This window comes from Pseudomonas sp. UYEF17, from assembly GCF_040546125.1.
GTDB classification, from domain to species: Bacteria; Pseudomonadota; Gammaproteobacteria; order Pseudomonadales; family Pseudomonadaceae; genus Aquipseudomonas; species Aquipseudomonas putida_Z.
The window spans coordinates 18,198-33,097 of the sequence record NZ_JBEPNE010000031.1 but is presented as its reverse complement, the minus strand read 5'-3'; the positions used below and the strand labels follow the sequence as shown (position 1 = coordinate 33,097).

The 14,900-nt window shown below is 62.0% G+C and carries 14 protein-coding genes; 11 read left to right on the top strand and 3 right to left on the bottom strand.

Annotation, left to right across the window (positions count from 1 at the left end; genetic code table 11):
- Positions 1-324 precede the first annotated feature (324 nt).
- Both ABIB24_RS26120 and ABIB24_RS26115 read right to left on the bottom strand, forming a co-directional pair.
- Positions 325-1,545, bottom strand: coding sequence for a CaiB/BaiF CoA transferase family protein (locus ABIB24_RS26120; protein WP_274079005.1), 1,221 nt, complete (start codon positions 1,543-1,545; stop codon positions 325-327).
- A gap of 14 nt (positions 1,546-1,559) precedes the next feature.
- The gene (locus ABIB24_RS26115) at positions 1,560-2,741 is read right to left on the bottom strand and encodes an acyl-CoA dehydrogenase (protein ID WP_137162730.1); all 1,182 of its coding nucleotides are present in this window, start codon (positions 2,739-2,741) and stop codon (positions 1,560-1,562) included.
- 161 nt (positions 2,742-2,902) lie between these two features.
- On the opposite strand from ABIB24_RS26115, the gene ABIB24_RS26110 reads away from it, so the two are divergent.
- From ABIB24_RS26110 to ABIB24_RS26065, 10 genes are all read left to right on the top strand, one after another.
- Complete coding sequence (locus tag ABIB24_RS26110) at positions 2,903-3,802, top strand: LysR family transcriptional regulator (protein WP_085619029.1); 900 nt, start codon at positions 2,903-2,905, stop codon at positions 3,800-3,802.
- Between the two features lie 437 nt (positions 3,803-4,239).
- Entirely contained in the window at positions 4,240-5,361 is a 1,122-nt protein-coding gene (locus ABIB24_RS26105) for a Re/Si-specific NAD(P)(+) transhydrogenase subunit alpha (RefSeq protein ID WP_015268506.1), read from the top strand.
- An 11-nt stretch (positions 5,362-5,372) separates the two neighbouring features.
- Positions 5,373-5,687 (top strand): NAD(P) transhydrogenase subunit alpha part 2, encoded by a 315-nt coding sequence (locus ABIB24_RS26100; RefSeq protein WP_003256966.1) that lies wholly within the window; start codon positions 5,373-5,375, stop codon positions 5,685-5,687.
- 2 nt (positions 5,688-5,689) lie between these two features.
- Positions 5,690-7,126, top strand: coding sequence for an NAD(P)(+) transhydrogenase (Re/Si-specific) subunit beta (locus tag ABIB24_RS26095; RefSeq protein ID WP_015268505.1), 1,437 nt, complete (start codon positions 5,690-5,692; stop codon positions 7,124-7,126).
- 186 nt (positions 7,127-7,312) lie between these two features.
- Positions 7,313-8,806 carry a succinyl-CoA:acetate CoA-transferase ScpC gene (scpC, locus tag ABIB24_RS26090; protein WP_013970344.1) on the top strand — a complete coding sequence of 498 codons (1,494 nt, stop codon included), beginning with the start codon at positions 7,313-7,315 and terminating at the stop codon, positions 8,804-8,806.
- A gap of 436 nt (positions 8,807-9,242) precedes the next feature.
- On the top strand, positions 9,243-9,458 hold the full coding sequence (locus ABIB24_RS26085) for a DUF1127 domain-containing protein (RefSeq protein WP_003256968.1): 216 nt from the start codon (positions 9,243-9,245) through the stop codon (positions 9,456-9,458).
- 307 nt (positions 9,459-9,765) lie between these two features.
- Positions 9,766-10,083, top strand: a complete 318-nt coding sequence (locus ABIB24_RS26080) for a DUF2388 domain-containing protein (RefSeq protein ID WP_025337247.1) — start codon at positions 9,766-9,768, stop codon at positions 10,081-10,083.
- An 88-nt stretch (positions 10,084-10,171) separates the two neighbouring features.
- The gene (locus ABIB24_RS26075) at positions 10,172-10,465 is read left to right on the top strand and encodes a DUF2388 domain-containing protein (protein ID WP_025337246.1); all 294 of its coding nucleotides are present in this window, start codon (positions 10,172-10,174) and stop codon (positions 10,463-10,465) included.
- A 36-nt stretch (positions 10,466-10,501) separates the two neighbouring features.
- Positions 10,502-10,822 (top strand): DUF2388 domain-containing protein, encoded by a 321-nt coding sequence (locus tag ABIB24_RS26070; protein WP_003256970.1) that lies wholly within the window; start codon positions 10,502-10,504, stop codon positions 10,820-10,822.
- Positions 10,819-12,774 (top strand): DUF7844 domain-containing protein, encoded by a 1,956-nt coding sequence (locus ABIB24_RS26065; protein WP_025337245.1) that lies wholly within the window; start codon positions 10,819-10,821, stop codon positions 12,772-12,774. The genes ABIB24_RS26070 and ABIB24_RS26065 overlap by 4 nt, the downstream gene beginning before the upstream one ends.
- Before the next feature lie 126 nt (positions 12,775-12,900).
- Here ABIB24_RS26065 and ABIB24_RS26060 read toward each other — a convergent pair whose 3' ends face one another.
- The gene (locus ABIB24_RS26060) at positions 12,901-13,302 is read right to left on the bottom strand and encodes a GFA family protein (protein WP_085619023.1); all 402 of its coding nucleotides are present in this window, start codon (positions 13,300-13,302) and stop codon (positions 12,901-12,903) included.
- A gap of 267 nt (positions 13,303-13,569) precedes the next feature.
- Here ABIB24_RS26060 and ABIB24_RS26055 point away from each other — a divergent pair, with 267 nt between their 5' ends.
- The gene (locus ABIB24_RS26055; RefSeq protein WP_015268498.1) at positions 13,570-14,877 is read left to right on the top strand and encodes a CitMHS family transporter; all 1,308 of its coding nucleotides are present in this window, start codon (positions 13,570-13,572) and stop codon (positions 14,875-14,877) included.
- The last annotated feature ends 23 nt before the right edge of the window (positions 14,878-14,900 follow it).

The window sequence follows — 14,900 nt, the reverse complement described above, 5'->3', positions numbered from 1 at the left end:
TTTGCGAGAAACTCGTTTAGCTTCAAACACTTGACTCGCTGCGATCTCTCGTAGCGGGAGGCGAATCATACAGCGTTTAGAAGCGCTGTCAACCACCATTTCAACCGCTGCCGATCATTCGACCGAAGCACTCCTGATACTACCTGAACCGCTTAACTAATTGATTTTCAACAAGTTTTGCGCTTCGACCACGTCAGAAGTGGGGCGCATTATAAGGGGATTCGAAACCGCGTCAACCCTTAATTTCAAGAAACCTTGATATCGCTGAAAAGCTAAGCGGGGAGGCCTGACGGCCTCCCCGCTTTTCACCAAGGCCAAACGCCCTTAAAGCACACCGGTACTGCGCAGCCGCTGCACCTCACCGGCATCCAGCCCCAATACATCCTCCAGCACCACCTCGGTATGTTCACCCAGCAACGGCGGCGCCCGACGGTACTCAACCGGCGTCTCCGACAACCGTATCGGGCTCGCCACCTGCGGCACACTCCCCGCCAACGGATGCGGAATGCTCACCGCCAATCCGCGCGCCAGCACCTGCGGGTCCTGGAACATCTGCGCCAGGTCATTGATAGGCCCGCACGGCACCCCTGCAGCCTCCAACTGACTCACCCACTGCGCTGTGGTCTTGAACACCGTGGCCTGGCGAATCAGAGGAATCAGCTCGGCCCGGTTGGCAACCCGCAGCTTGTTGGTAACGAAACGCGGGTCGTCCGCCCACTGCGGCTGCCCGGCCACCTCGGCGAACTTGCGGAACTGGCTATCGTTGCCCACGGTAAGGATGAAGTCGCCATCCGCCGTTGGAAAATCCTGATAAGGCACGATATTAGGGTGCGCATTACCCAGGCGACGAGGCGGGTTGCCCGTGGTCAGGTAGTTCATCGCCTGGTTCGCCAGGCAGGCCACCTGCACATCGAGCAACGCCATGTCGACATGCTGGCCCACTCCGGTCTGCTCTCGATGGGCGAGGGCAGCGAGGATCGCCACCGTGGAATACAACCCGGTAAGGATGTCGGTCAGCGCCACCCCTACCTTGACCGGCCCCGCACCTTCTTCACCTTCCGGGCGGCCGGTCAGGCTCATCAGCCCGCCCAACCCCTGGATCATGAAGTCATAACCCGCGCGCCTTGCATAAGGCCCGGTCTGGCCGAACCCGGTGATGGAACAATAGATAAGCCGCGGGTTGATCGCCTTCAGGCTCTGGTAGTCCAGGCCGTAGGCAGCCAACCCACCTACCTTGAAGTTTTCGATGACGATATCGGACTTCGCCGCCAACTCACGTACCAGTCGCTGCCCCTCGGCCTGGGTGAAGTCGATGGTAACCGAGCGCTTGTTGCGGTTGGCCGACAGGTAATAGGCCGCCTCACTGGTGTTCTCACCCTCGGGATCCTTGAGGAAGGGCGGCCCCCACGAGCGGGTATCGTCACCACTGCCAGGGCGCTCGACCTTGATCACATCAGCACCAAGGTCAGCGAGAATCTGGCCAGACCATGGGCCGGCCAACACGCGAGAAAGGTCCAGCACCCGCAGATGTGATAGCGCGCCCATGGGCTGGCTCCTTATCAATAGAAGGCCTGGATGCCGGTCTGCGCACGCCCCAGGATCAGTGCATGCACATCGTGAGTACCTTCATAGGTGTTGACCACCTCCAGGTTGACCAGGTGACGAGCCACGCCGAACTCATCGGAAATGCCATTGCCACCCAGCATGTCGCGCGCCATGCGGGCAATATCCAGCGCCTTGCCACAGGAGTTGCGCTTCATGATCGACGTGATCTCCACTGCAGCCGTGCCTTCGTCCTTCATCCGCCCCAGGCGCAGGCAGCCCTGCAGCGCCAGGGTGATTTCAGTCTGCATGTCGGCCAGCTTCTTCTGGATCAACTGGTTGGCAGCCAACGGGCGACCGAATTGCTGACGGTCCAGGGTGTACTGACGCGCGGTGTGCCAGCAGGCTTCCGCAGCGCCCAGCGCACCCCACGAGATGCCATAGCGGGCGGAGTTCAGGCAGGTGAACGGGCCTTTGAGGCCGCGCACATTCGGGAAGATGTTTTCCTCCGGCACGAACACGTTGTCCATGACGATTTCGCCAGTGATCGAGGCGCGCAGGCCAACCTTGCCGTGAATCGCCGGCGCGCTGAGGCCTTGCCAACCCTTTTCCAGAACAAAGCCGCGGATATCACCCGCATCGTCCTTGGCCCAGACCACGAATACATCGGCGATAGGGCTGTTGGTGATCCACATCTTGCTGCCGGTCAGGCGGTAGCCGCCGTCGACCTTCCGGGCACGGGTGATCATCGAACCCGGGTCGGAACCATGGTTGGGCTCGGTCAGGCCGAAGCAACCGATCCACTCGCCGCTGGCCAGCTTGGGCAGGTATTTCTGCTTTTGTGCCTCGGTACCGAACTCGTTGATTGGCACCATCACCAGCGACGACTGCACGCTCATCATCGAACGGTAACCCGAGTCGATGCGCTCTACCTCGCGAGCAATCAGGCCGTAGCACACATAGTTCAGGCCACTGCCACCGTATTGCTCGGGAATGGTGGCGCCCAGCAACCCGACCTCACCCATTTCACGGAAGATCGCCGGGTCGGTCTGTTCATGGCGGAAGGCCTCCAGCACACGCGGGGCCAGCTTGTCCTGGGCGAACTGATAAGCGCTGTCACGCACCATGCGCTCTTCTTCAGTGAGCTGCTGATCGAGCAGCAGCGGGTCGATCCAGTTGAAGCTTGCTTTACCGGCCATGAGCGAAATCCTCGAAATAGGGGGCAGTTTCTTGTGCCTTTGAGCCTAGGCCTGATCGGCCGCCGGGACAAACGAGGATTGCGCACCAATTAGTGATAATTTGTCACTTCGTAAATCGGCAAAACGCCATATTGACAGACTTACGAGTGAGGTTGACGTACATGCGCCGCAAGATCCCCAGTACCGCCGCCCTGGTTTGCTTCGAGGCGGCGGCGCGCAACGAGAGCTTTACCAAGGCCGCCCAGGAACTCGCCCTGACACAGGGTGCCGTCTGTCGGCAGATAGGCGGCCTGGAAGCCTTCCTCAATGTGGAACTGTTCCGCCGTTCGCGCCGCGGCGTGAAACTGACCGAAGCCGGCCTTTCCTACAGCCGCCAGGTGGCCGCTCAACTGGACGCGGTAGAGCGCGACACCTTGTCGGTAATGCGCCAACAGGGCGCCAACGTGATCGAGCTGGCCGTGGTGCCCACCTTCGGCACCCAATGGCTGCTACCGCGACTCAAGGACTTCCAGCAGCGCCACCCGGAGGTCACGGTCAACCTCACCAACCGCACCCGGCCATTCCTGTTTGCCGACACCACCTTCGATGCTGCCATCTACTTCGGCGATGCTGACTGGTCCGGCACCCAGTCGCACCGGCTGATGGGGGAAAACCCGGTACCGGTGTGCAGCCCGGCGCTGCTGGACGGGCAGGGCACACTCGACGCGCAGCGTATTGCCCAACTGCCACTGCTGCAGCAGAGCACGCGCCCCTATGCCTGGCGGCAATGGTTCGGCAGCGTCGGCATGAATGTGGAACGCGACATGACAGGCCCGCGCTATGAACTATTCTCGATGCTCGCCCAGGCGGCCATGCATGAGATGGGCATCGCCCTGATTCCACCGTTCCTGATCCAACGCGAGTTGGAGGAGGGTAGGTTGGTGGTCGCTAACAGGCATGCCCTGAGTAGTGACAAGGCCTACTATCTGATGATTCCGGAGCGCAAGGTGGAGTCGGCTTCGCTGCGCGCCTTCCGTGACTGGCTGGTAAGCCAGGCCCAGGCGTACACGGCCAAGACGTGAGCAAGCGCGATAAATTGACTCCGTAGTCAATTATTTTTAACACCTACAGATATATGTATTTGTCGCATCTACATAAACTGTTATGCAGGGTGCAAAAATCCGCTTTAACCCTGCTTACGGCGCGGCTTTGCGGGTTATTTTGCGACATTCACCAAGCCGTAAGCGAATTGACCGCAAAATTTTTGTTTTTTTCTCCTAATCTGCCAATAGCCTATGTTTGACAGGCTGCAGCCTGACCGTTGCGACATACGGTCACAGGGTGACTTGTAGTTTTGACTTCGTTTCGCTCCAGAACCGGTTGAAGGCCTCTGGCTTCGTCTGCAAAATGCTTCGCCCGCCCGGGATTCGGCGGGTCGGCGCTCCACAGCCGCCCCAGCGCACCATCCGAAGTACGCTGGCTTTTAAAAAGACAAAAGGTCACCGCAGGAGAAATAGTCGTGCACATTGGTGTTCCTCTCGAGACGCAGACCGGTGAGACAAGGGTCGCTGCGACCCCGGAAACCATCAAGAAACTGATTGGCCAGGGCCATCAGGTCACCGTCCAACGGGGGGCAGGGCTCAATGCCAGCATTCCGGACAGTGCCTATGAGGCCGTGGGTGCTTCCCTGGGGAGTGCAGCCGATGCCTACGGCGCCCAATTGGTGCTCAAAGTGGTCGCCCCCAACGACCAGGAACTGGCCCTGATCAACAGTGGCAGCCTCCTGGTGGGCATGCTCAACCCCTTCAACAGCGAGCTGATCGGCAAGATGGCCGAGCGCGGCATTACCGCGTTCGCCCTGGAAGCCGCGCCGCGCACCTCGCGGGCGCAGAGCCTGGACGTGCTGTCGTCGCAGGCCAACATCGCCGGTTACAAGGCGGTGTTGCTGGCTGCCCATCACTACCCACGCTTCATGCCCATGCTCATGACCGCCGCCGGTACCGTCAAGGCCGCGCGCGTGCTGATCCTGGGCGCGGGCGTTGCCGGCCTGCAGGCCATTGCCACGGCCAAGCGCCTGGGCGCAGTGATCGAGGCGTCCGACGTACGCCCGGCCGTGAAGGAGCAGATCGAGTCGCTGGGCGCCAAGTTCATCGACGTACCCTACGAAACCGATGAAGAGCGCGAGTGCGCCGAAGGTGTCGGCGGTTACGCCCGGCCGATGCCGGCCAGCTGGATGCAACGCCAGGCCCAGGCCGTGCACGAGCGCGCCAAGCAGGCGGATATCGTCATTACCACTGCGCTTATCCCGGGGCGCAAGGCGCCGACCCTGCTCAGCGCCGAAACCGTCGCGCAGATGAAGCCCGGCTCGGTGGTCATCGACCTCGCAGCAGCCCAAGGCGGCAACTGCCCACTGACTGTCGCCGACCAGGTGGTACAGGAGAACGGGGTGATCATCGTCGGCCCGACCAACCTGCCGGCCCAGGTGGGCGCCGATGCCTCGGCACTGTATGCACGCAACCTGCTGGACTTCATGAAGCTGCTGTTCGACAAGGACGGCGCGCTGGTCATCAACCTCGAAGACGACATCGTCGCGGCCTGCCTGATGTGCCGTGATGGTCAGGTCGTCCGCAAGAACGGCTAAGGAGCACGACAATGGAAGACATGCTGATTTCCCATGGCATCTACAACCTGATCATCTTCGTGCTGGCCATTTATGTGGGCTACCACGTGGTGTGGAACGTCACCCCGGCGCTGCACACGCCGCTGATGGCCGTGACCAACGCCATCTCCGCGATCGTCATCGTCGGCGCCATGCTGGCCGCCGCCCTGACGGTGACCCCGGCCGGCAAGCTGATGGGCACCCTGGCGGTGGCCCTGGCCGCGGTCAACGTGTTCGGTGGCTTCCTGGTCACCCGTCGCATGCTTGAGATGTTCAAGAAGAAAACCAAGAACGAGGCGCAGAAGTAAGCATGAGCATGAATCTGGTAACGCTCCTCTACCTCGTCGCCTCGGTGTGCTTCATCCAGGCGCTCAAGGGCCTGTCGCACCCGACTACCTCGCGGCGCGGCAACCTGTTCGGCATGATCGGCATGGGGATCGCCATCGTCACTACGGTCGGCCTCATATATAAGCTCGGGGCCGAGCTTGCTACCGCTGGCATCGGCTACGTCCTCGTTGGCCTGCTGGTCGGCGGCACCGCCGGTTCGATCATGGCCAAGCGCGTCGAGATGACCAAGATGCCGGAACTGGTCGCCTTCATGCACAGCATGATCGGCCTGGCAGCGGTGTTCATCGCCATCGCCGCGGTGCTGGAACCGCAATCGATGGGCATCGTTGCCGCCATGAGCGACCCGATCCCCACCGGCAACCGCCTGGAACTGTTCCTCGGCGCAGCCATCGGTGCCATTACCTTCTCCGGCTCGGTGATCGCCTTCGGTAAGCTGTCGGGCAAGTACAAGTTCCGCCTGTTCCAGGGCGCACCGGTACAGTTCGCCGGCCAGCACAAGCTGAACCTGATCCTCGGCCTGACCACCATTGCCCTGGGCCTGCTGTTCACCTTCACTGGCCACTACAGTGCCTTCACCCTGATGCTGGTCTTGGCCTTCATCATGGGCGTGCTGATCATTATTCCGATCGGGGGCGCCGACATGCCGGTGGTGGTGTCGATGCTCAACAGCTATTCGGGCTGGGCAGCGGCCGGTATCGGCTTCTCGCTGAACAACTCGATGCTGATCATTGCAGGGTCCCTTGTCGGCTCGTCCGGTGCCATTCTCTCGTACATCATGTGCAAGGCAATGAACCGTTCGTTCTTCAACGTCATCCTCGGTGGCTTCGGTGGTGATACCGATGCCGGCGCGGCGCAAGGCTCCAAAGAGCAGCGCCCGGTGAAGTCCGGCTCTGCCGACGATGCCACCTTCCTGCTCAGCAACGCCGACAGCGTGATCATCGTCCCGGGTTACGGTCTGGCGGTGGCTCGCGCCCAGCACGCGCTGAAGGAGCTGACCGAGAAGCTGAGCCACAACGGCGTGACCGTGAAGTACGCGATCCACCCGGTGGCGGGCCGTATGCCCGGGCACATGAACGTGCTGTTGGCCGAGGCCGAAGTGCCATACGACCAGGTATTCGAGATGGAAGACATCAACGCCGAGTTCGGCCAGGCCGATGTGGTGCTGGTGCTGGGCGCCAACGACGTGGTCAACCCGGCGGCGAAGAACGATCCCAAGTCGCCGATCGCCGGCATGCCGATCCTCGAAGCGTTCAAGGCCAAGACCATCATCGTCAACAAGCGCTCCATGGCCAGCGGCTATGCCGGCCTGGACAACGAACTGTTCTATCTCGACAAGACCATGATGGTGTTCGGCGACGCCAAGAAGGTCATCGAAGACATGGTCAAGGCGGTGGAGTGACAACGGCCGCTGCAAACCAGCTGATATAAAGGAAGCCCCGGTCAGAATCTGCCGGGGCTTTTCTTTTATTGATCCGGATCAACGGCTCTATTCCAAGGCTTCTCATACGACCATGGTCGTGGGACGGCAAGGGGCGAAGTCTCTAGACTGCGCTGCAGTAGTTTCAGTAGCCCGAGATAACAATCCATGTACCGTGATCGTATCCGCTTGTCCTCCCTGCACAGCAAGGTAATGAGTGCGGCTGATGCCGCTGGTCTGATCGAGGACGGCATGACCGTCGGCATGAGCGGTTTCACCCGCGCCGGCGAAGCCAAGGCCGTACCACATGCACTGGCCGAACGTGCCAAGCAGTCGCCACTGAAAATCAGCCTGATGACCGGCGCCAGCCTGGGCAACGACCTGGACAAGCAACTGACCGAGGCCGGCGTGCTGGCTCGCCGCATGCCGTTCCAGGTCGACAGCACCCTGCGCAAGGCCATCAACGACGGCCAGGTGATGTTCATCGACCAGCACCTGTCGGAAACCGTCGAGCAGCTGCGCAACCAGCAGCTGAAGCTGCCGGACATCGCGGTCATCGAAGCCGTGGCCATCACCGAGCAGGGCCACATCGTGCCAACCACCTCGGTGGGCAACTCGGCCAGCTTCGCGATCTTCGCCAAACAGGTGATTGTCGAGATCAACCTCTCGCACAACACCAACCTCGAAGGCCTGCACGACATCTATATCCCGACCTACCGCCCGACCCGCACGCCAATCCCGCTGGTCAAGGTCGACGACCGTATTGGCAGCACCGCCATCCCGATCGACCCGGCCAAGATCGTCGGCATCGTCATCAGCGACCAGCCGGACTCGCCGTCCACGGTATTGCCGCCGGATGACGAAACCCAGGGCATCGCCGACCACCTGATCAACTTCCTCAAGAAAGAAGTCGAAGCTGGCCGCATGACCAACAAGCTTGGCCCGCTGCAGGCCGGTATCGGCAGCATCGCCAACGCAGTGATGTGCGGCCTGATCGAGTCGCCGTTCGAAGACCTGACCATGTACTCCGAAGTACTGCAGGATTCGACCTTCGACCTGATCGACGCCGGCAAGCTGAGCTTCGCCTCGGGCAGCTCGATCACCTTGTCGACCCGCCGCAACGCCGACGTGTTCGGCAACCTGGAGCGTTACAAGGACAAACTGGTTCTGCGCCCGCAAGAAATTTCCAACCACCCGGAAGTGGTCCGTCGCCTGGGCATCATCGGTATCAATACCGCGCTGGAGTTCGACATCTACGGCAACGTCAACTCCACCCATGTCTGCGGCACCAAGATGATGAACGGCATCGGCGGCTCGGGTGACTTCGCCCGTAACGCCCACCTGGCCGTGTTCGTCACCAAGTCGATTGCCAAGGGTGGCGCGATTTCCAGCGTGGTGCCGATGGTCAGCCATGTCGACCATACCGAGCACGACGTTGACATCCTGGTCACCGAGCAAGGCCTGGCCGACCTGCGTGGCCTGGCGCCACGTGAGCGCGCCCGGGCGATCATCGACAACTGTGTGCACCCGGACTACCGCGCAGCGCTGAACGACTACTTCGATCGCGCCTGCCAGCGTGGCGGCCACACCCCGCACATCCTGCGCGAAGCCCTGAGCTGGCATGAGAACCTGGAAGAAACCGGGCGCATGCTGGCTAGCTGATACAGATGTGGTACGGAACGGCGGCCCTGCTTCCGCTGTTCCGGCCTCTTCGCGGGCTTGCCCGCTCCCACAGGTCATGTGCAACCCTCAAGGGCAGCACTTTACCTGTGGGAGCGGGCAAGCCCGCGAAGGGGCCATAACAGTCAAACCCTTTCATCGATACACTCCCGCCGCAATCTGCAACAGAATCTGTACTACTGTACTGGTGTTTTTGCGCCTCCCCGGCTGAGAAATCCTCTTCATCAAATCAAAGTGCACCAATTAAGTGCGCACCAGTACAGTTACGCAAGTTTCGAGTGCAACAGTAGGGTTACACAGTTAACTGGACCATCGTCTTTCAACCGAACTGTATCTACTGTTATGGACGACAGAGGAGGATCATTGGCATCAGTTAAATCACTACCTAATCCCGCCATAAGCGGAAGGATGAAACATCATGGAACGTACCCTCAGTTCCGGTCTGGTTTTTGAAAGCAACGCCCAACAATCCAACGCTTCGCTGCCTCTGCGCGCTCTGTCCACCCTGCTGCTGTGGCAGCGCCGCATGGCCAGCCGCCGTCAACTGGCTCGCCTGGACGCCCGCCTGCTGGCCGACGCCGGTATCAGCGAGTCGCAGCGTTACGAAGAGCTGAGCAAGCCTTTCTGGCGCTAAGCTCCGGCTTGCCGGCTTCGGCCGGCACCGCGAATTCCCGAAACCCGTTGCAGGTGACTGCGACGGGTTTTTTGTTTGCAGGCGGCATGGTAGAGCCTTTTGCAAGCAAACCTGTACAGTTTAGAAAATCCAAAAACTAACCATAACAGTTTATTGGCACACCGTTCATTAACATCCAGAAACACCGGCGCGTGATACGCTTGCCGTAACAGTCTGGTAGAACGCACTGTTGAAAAAGTACCGCGACGAGCTGTGCGAGCGTCCGATAAAGCAGAACCACCCGACCCTAGTCCAGGAGTCCACGATCATGTCCCGTAAATACCTGATTGGCGCCGCCCTGATGCTGAGCCTGGCCGGCACCGCAAACGCCACCAGCTTCGTTGTCACCACCGATGCCGTCGTTGGCGCAGTGGCCGCGTCCACCGATGCCACTTCCGATATTTCCTCCTCGTTCCGTGACGACAAGATCGTCCAGGCCGCCCGAGACGACGCCGCCAGCTTCGTTGGCAGCCAGGGCGACATCCGCGGTGCCAAGCTGGAAAGCGCTTTCCTGCACATCCGCTCGCAGATGCCAGCCCTGCAGGCCAGCGACGCGCAACTGGCCCAGGCCATCCTGGCGCTCTGACCCCGGCTGAGCCGTTCAGCTGTGCTGGTCACCACCAGCACAGCCGTACTCACCATTGCCACCCACGTTTCCAGCTGTTGTAGAGCCCATGCGTTATCTGTTGCCGTTGCTGTTCTCCGTTGTTGGCATGGCCAGCGCCCATGCCATGGATACCACTACGCAAAGCCTGGTCATCACCGGCTATGTCACCAGCCAGGTCACCACCGCACCGTTCGACCGCAAACTGGTCCGCCAGGCCCAGGACGATGCTGCGGCCTTCGTCGCCAGCGACGGCCAGATCCGCGGTGCGCGGCTGGAGGCAGCACTGGAATCACTACGCCACAATTGCGCACGGCATACCGTCGGCGATCTGGAACTGGCGCAGGCAATTCTCGTCCAATAATTACATCTGACTCCCTGTATTTTTCGGAGATGCTCCATGCGTAAACCGCTGATTGCCGCTACCCTCGGCATGCTGCTGCTGGCCGACCTGGCCCAGGCACAGACCCTGGTGGCCACCAGCAATATCATCGTGCGAGCCTTTGGCCGTTCGATCGATTTCACCTCTGACACCACCACCTCGATCCGCGATTCCAAAGTGGTGCGCGAAGCCCATGACGACGCCGCCAGCTTTGTCGCCAGCAACGGTGACATCCGCGGCGCCCAGCTCGAGGCCGCCTTCAACACCCTGCGCGAGCGCGTGCCGCAAGCGCGCGACGCCAGCGACCAGGTACTGGCTGAAGCCATCCTCGCGCTGTGAACCGCGTGCGCGCCTGGCTGCTCGGCTGCGCCCTGACGCTGCTCGGCACGCCCGCCCTGGCCGACCTGCAGCTCGAGCTGCAGGCGTCCGGCCTTGACTCGCAGCAGGCCCAAGCCACTCAGGCTCTGCTCGACGAAGCCATGGGCAAGCTGCCCCCTCGCTTCAAGCAACAGCTGAATCGCCGGGTGCGGGTCAGCTGGAGCGACAACATGCAGGCCGACGCCTATGGCCAGGCATCGCTGGTATCTACCCTCGAACTCAATCGCCGCCTGCTGCCCAGCCTCACCGATGGCAGTGCTGCCACCGAGCGCACCAACCGCCCGCATGGCACGGTGCGAGAAGAACTGCTGGCCACCGTGCTGCACGAACTCACCCATATCTACGACCGCGCCCGGCTGTGGCCCAGCGCCGAGAACGCGCTGATCGCCCGTTGCAAGCGCCAGCAAGGTACGTTGGGCAAGGTCGGCCTGCCCGAAGCATGCCGTGGCCAGGCCGAGCGCCGCTTCACCCTCAGCGACGACCCGCGCCTGCTCGACCTGGCCGGCTGGCAGCAGTACGTGGGCCGACGCGGCGAGCGCGAGCAGCACAACGGCCAGTTCGTGCGCAGCCCCGACAGCTATGAACTGAGCAGCCCCAAGGAGTACATCGCGGTCAACATGGAGTACTTCCTCCTCGACCCGAGCTACGGCTGCCGCCGTCCGGCGCTGAACCAGTACCTGCGCGAACACTTCGGCTGGGCACCGCAGCAGGACAGCTGCGCCAAGGGCCTGCCGTTCATCAATGCCGGCAGCGACTTCGCCCGCCAACCGCTGGGCGAAATCGACCCCGAGCGGGTCTATGAGGTGGACTACCTGCTGGCCGAAGCCAACCAGAACCTGGTCAGCCGCTGGGGCCACAGCATGCTGCGCCTGGTGATCTGCAAGCCGGGCCGCCCACGCGGGCCGGACTGCCGCCTGGACCTCGACCAGAGCCTGGTGCTGTCGTACCGCGCCTTCGTCAACGATGTGCAGCTTTCCAGCTGGGACGGCCTGGTCGGTGCCTACCCCTCGCGCCTGTTCGTGCTGCCGCTGGGCCAGGTGATCGACGAGTACACCAAGACCGAACTGCGCAGCCTGGCCTCGGTGCCCTTGCGGCTCGACCGCGACGAGATCGAGAACCTGGTGCGTCAGGCCGCCGAAATGCACTGGAGCTACGATGGCAACTACTGGTTCCTGTCCAACAACTGCGCAGTAGAGTCGTTGAAGCTGCTGCGCAGCGGCACCGCCAACCCACGCCTGAACGACCTCGACAGCATCATGCCCAATGGCTTGCTGGCTGTGCTCAAGGGCAGGGGGCTGGCCGACACCAGCGTGCTCGACGACCCCCGCGAGGCGCTGCGCCTGGGTTATCGCTTCGACTCCTACCGCGACCGTTACCAGGCCATGTTCGAGGTGTTGAAGAAGCAGTTGCCAATCAAGCAGGACAAGGTCGAGGACTGGCTGGCCCTGGACGCCGAGCAACGGCGGGGCTGGTTCGCCCAGGCCGACCTGCGCACCAGCGCCGCCTTGCTGCTGCTTGAACAGGCCAGCTTGCGCCGGCAACTGCTGCTGGCCCAGGACGAAGTCAAGCAGCGCTACCTTAACGCCGCCGCGCTGAACGATGGCAGCGTCAGCAAGGCCGATGCGACCCTCAGGCAGATGCTTGCCAACAGTGGCTTCCTCAGCCGCCCGGCAGAATTGCTCGATAGCAAGGGCTACGGGCTGCCGCAGCCGCAGGAGCGCAAGCACCTGGAGCAAGTCAGCAGCGAGCGGCAAGCGCAATTGCTGCGCTTGAGCACGAGCCTGGACAAAGAGGTGAGGGCGCTGCTGGAGCCGTCGCGGGCCAGGGAGATTGCGGCGGTGGAAGCCAATGTGAAGCAGGTGGGCGAGCATCTGCGGGCATTGCACAAGGCTGCAGGTGGCCTGCAGTTGTAAGTACGGCTGTACCGGCCCTATCGCCGGCAAGCCAGCTCCCACAAGATCCCCACAGGTCTGAAGGTGGTGGGGTACCTGTGGGAGCTGGCTTGCCGGCGATAGGGCCAGCAGCACCAACACAATCTCTTACAGGTTCTCCTCCGCCTCCGAAGGCAAATCCTCGTCCAGATGCAACCAAGGCAACCGGCTACCCACCCAGATATGCCGGTTGGCCCTGACGCGTTCCGGGTGGTCCAGCGTCGCCACCGTCACATCCACCGTCTCCGGGCTATGTGTAGTCACCAACGCCACATGCGCCCCGCAATGTCCGCAGAAGTACCGGCTGCAACTGGCCGGCGCCACATAGCAGTTCGGCTCGCCCGCAAGCCACCGGAACCCCGAGCGGGGCACGGTGAGCCAGGTCACCACCAGCCCGCCGCTGACCCGCCGGCAGATCGAGCAATGGCAATGGGCAATGTCCGTCAGGTCGCCCTCCAACCGATAACGTAAGGCGCCACAATGGCAGCCACCCTCGGTCACATCCTGCATCACCTACCTCTCGTCGCCTTTGCTTCGGCGAAAGCTGGCTGAAAGCTTGCCCTCATAGGATAGCCCCCACTACCGGCACAAGACCGGTCAGCCAGGGCACCCGGTATCCACCGCGCCCGGCCCAATCAACAACAACAATGGTGATTCTGATGTATTCCTGTGCCCGACTTTCCGTAGCCCCCCTCCGCATGCTCCCAGCACAGCGCCAAACGCGCTGATCCGCCCGAATCGACGTTCCTTTCGCCGCGCCACGCCTGGAGTATTGCCATGCTGACCTTCCTCGGCTTTGCCATGGTCATCACCTTCATGTACCTGATCATGACCAAGCGCCTGTCGGCCTTGATCGCGCTGATCCTGGTACCGATCCTGTTCGCCCTGTTCGGCGGTTTTTCCGCCAAGATTGGCCCGATGATGCTCGAGGGCATCAGCAAGCTCGCACCTACCGGCGTGATGCTGATGTTCGCCATCCTCTATTTCGCCCTGATGATCGACTCCGGCCTGTTCGACCCGGCCGTGCGCAAGATCCTCAAGCTGGTCAAGGGTGACCCGCTGAAAGTCTCCGTCGGCACCGCAGTACTGGCCCTGGTGGTCTCGCTCGACGGTGACGGCGCCACCACCTACATGATCTGCTGCGCCGCCATGCTGCCGATGTACAGCCGCCTGGGCATGAGCCCGCGGATCATGGCCGGCCTGATCATTCTCGCCGGCGGGGTGATGAACATGACCCCCTGGGGTGGCCCGACCGCCCGCGCCGCCAGCGCCCTGCACGTGGACCCGTCGGACATCTTCGTGCCGATGATCCCGGCCATGCTGTTCGGCGTGCTGGCGATCCTGGCCATCGCCTACATGTACGGCAAGCGCGAACGTGCCCGCCTGGGCGAGTTGCACCTGCCCACCGACGACATCGACCACAGCGAAATCACTGTTTCGCAGTACCCGGACGCGCGCCGGCCAAAACTGCTGTACTTCAACGGCGCCCTGACCGCTGCCCTGATGGTCGCGCTGATTGCCGGCGTGCTGCCGCTGCCAGTACTGTTCATGATCGCCTTCAGCATCGCCATGATCGTCAACTACCCGTGCCTGCAGCAGCAGAAAGACCGCATCGCCGCCCACGCCGGCAGCGTGCTGGCGGTCACCGGGCTGATCTTTGCCGCCGGCATCTTCACCGGCATCCTGTCGGGCACCGGTATGGTCGACGCCATGTCCAAGAGCCTGCTGTCGGTCATCCCCGAGGCGCTGGGCCCATACCTGGCGGTGATCACCGCGATCGTGAGCATGCCGTTCACCTTCTTCATGTCCAACGACGCGTTCTACTACGGCGTGCTCCCGGTGCTGGCCGAAGCTGCCAGCCACTACGGCATCAGCCCGGTGGAAATGGCCCGTGCGTCGATCGTCGGGCAGCCGGTACACCTGCTCAGCCCCTTGGTACCCTCCACCTACCTGCTGGTGGCCCTGGCCGGCATCGAGTTCGGCGATCATCAGCGCTTCACCTTGAAGTGGGCAGTGCTGGTGTGCCTGTGCATAATGCTCGCCGCGCTGCTGATGGGCATTTTCCCGCTGTTCAGTAGTCTTTAATAAACGCGTATTTCCCTAACGCG

What these genes read in the sequence shown, in the direction of transcription:
- ABIB24_RS26070 (WP_003256970.1), top strand. Translation starts at nt 10,502, where the DNA reads ATGCGTAAACCGCTGATTGCCGCTACCCTCGGCATGCTGCTGCTGGCC.
- ABIB24_RS26060 (WP_085619023.1), bottom strand. Translation starts at nt 13,302, where the DNA reads ATGCAGGATGTGACCGAGGGTGGCTGCCATTGTGGCGCCTTACGTTAT.
- ABIB24_RS26055 (WP_015268498.1), top strand. Translation starts at nt 13,570, where the DNA reads ATGCTGACCTTCCTCGGCTTTGCCATGGTCATCACCTTCATGTACCTG.
- ABIB24_RS26080 (WP_025337247.1), top strand. Translation starts at nt 9,766, where the DNA reads ATGTCCCGTAAATACCTGATTGGCGCCGCCCTGATGCTGAGCCTGGCC.
- ABIB24_RS26085 (WP_003256968.1), top strand. Translation starts at nt 9,243, where the DNA reads ATGGAACGTACCCTCAGTTCCGGTCTGGTTTTTGAAAGCAACGCCCAA.
- ABIB24_RS26100 (WP_003256966.1), top strand. Translation starts at nt 5,373, where the DNA reads ATGGAAGACATGCTGATTTCCCATGGCATCTACAACCTGATCATCTTC.
- ABIB24_RS26120 (WP_274079005.1), bottom strand. Translation starts at nt 1,545, where the DNA reads ATGGGCGCGCTATCACATCTGCGGGTGCTGGACCTTTCTCGCGTGTTG.
- scpC (WP_013970344.1), top strand. Translation starts at nt 7,313, where the DNA reads ATGTACCGTGATCGTATCCGCTTGTCCTCCCTGCACAGCAAGGTAATG.
- ABIB24_RS26095 (WP_015268505.1), top strand. Translation starts at nt 5,690, where the DNA reads ATGAGCATGAATCTGGTAACGCTCCTCTACCTCGTCGCCTCGGTGTGC.
- ABIB24_RS26110 (WP_085619029.1), top strand. Translation starts at nt 2,903, where the DNA reads ATGCGCCGCAAGATCCCCAGTACCGCCGCCCTGGTTTGCTTCGAGGCG.
- ABIB24_RS26075 (WP_025337246.1), top strand. Translation starts at nt 10,172, where the DNA reads ATGCGTTATCTGTTGCCGTTGCTGTTCTCCGTTGTTGGCATGGCCAGC.
- ABIB24_RS26115 (WP_137162730.1), bottom strand. Translation starts at nt 2,741, where the DNA reads ATGGCCGGTAAAGCAAGCTTCAACTGGATCGACCCGCTGCTGCTCGAT.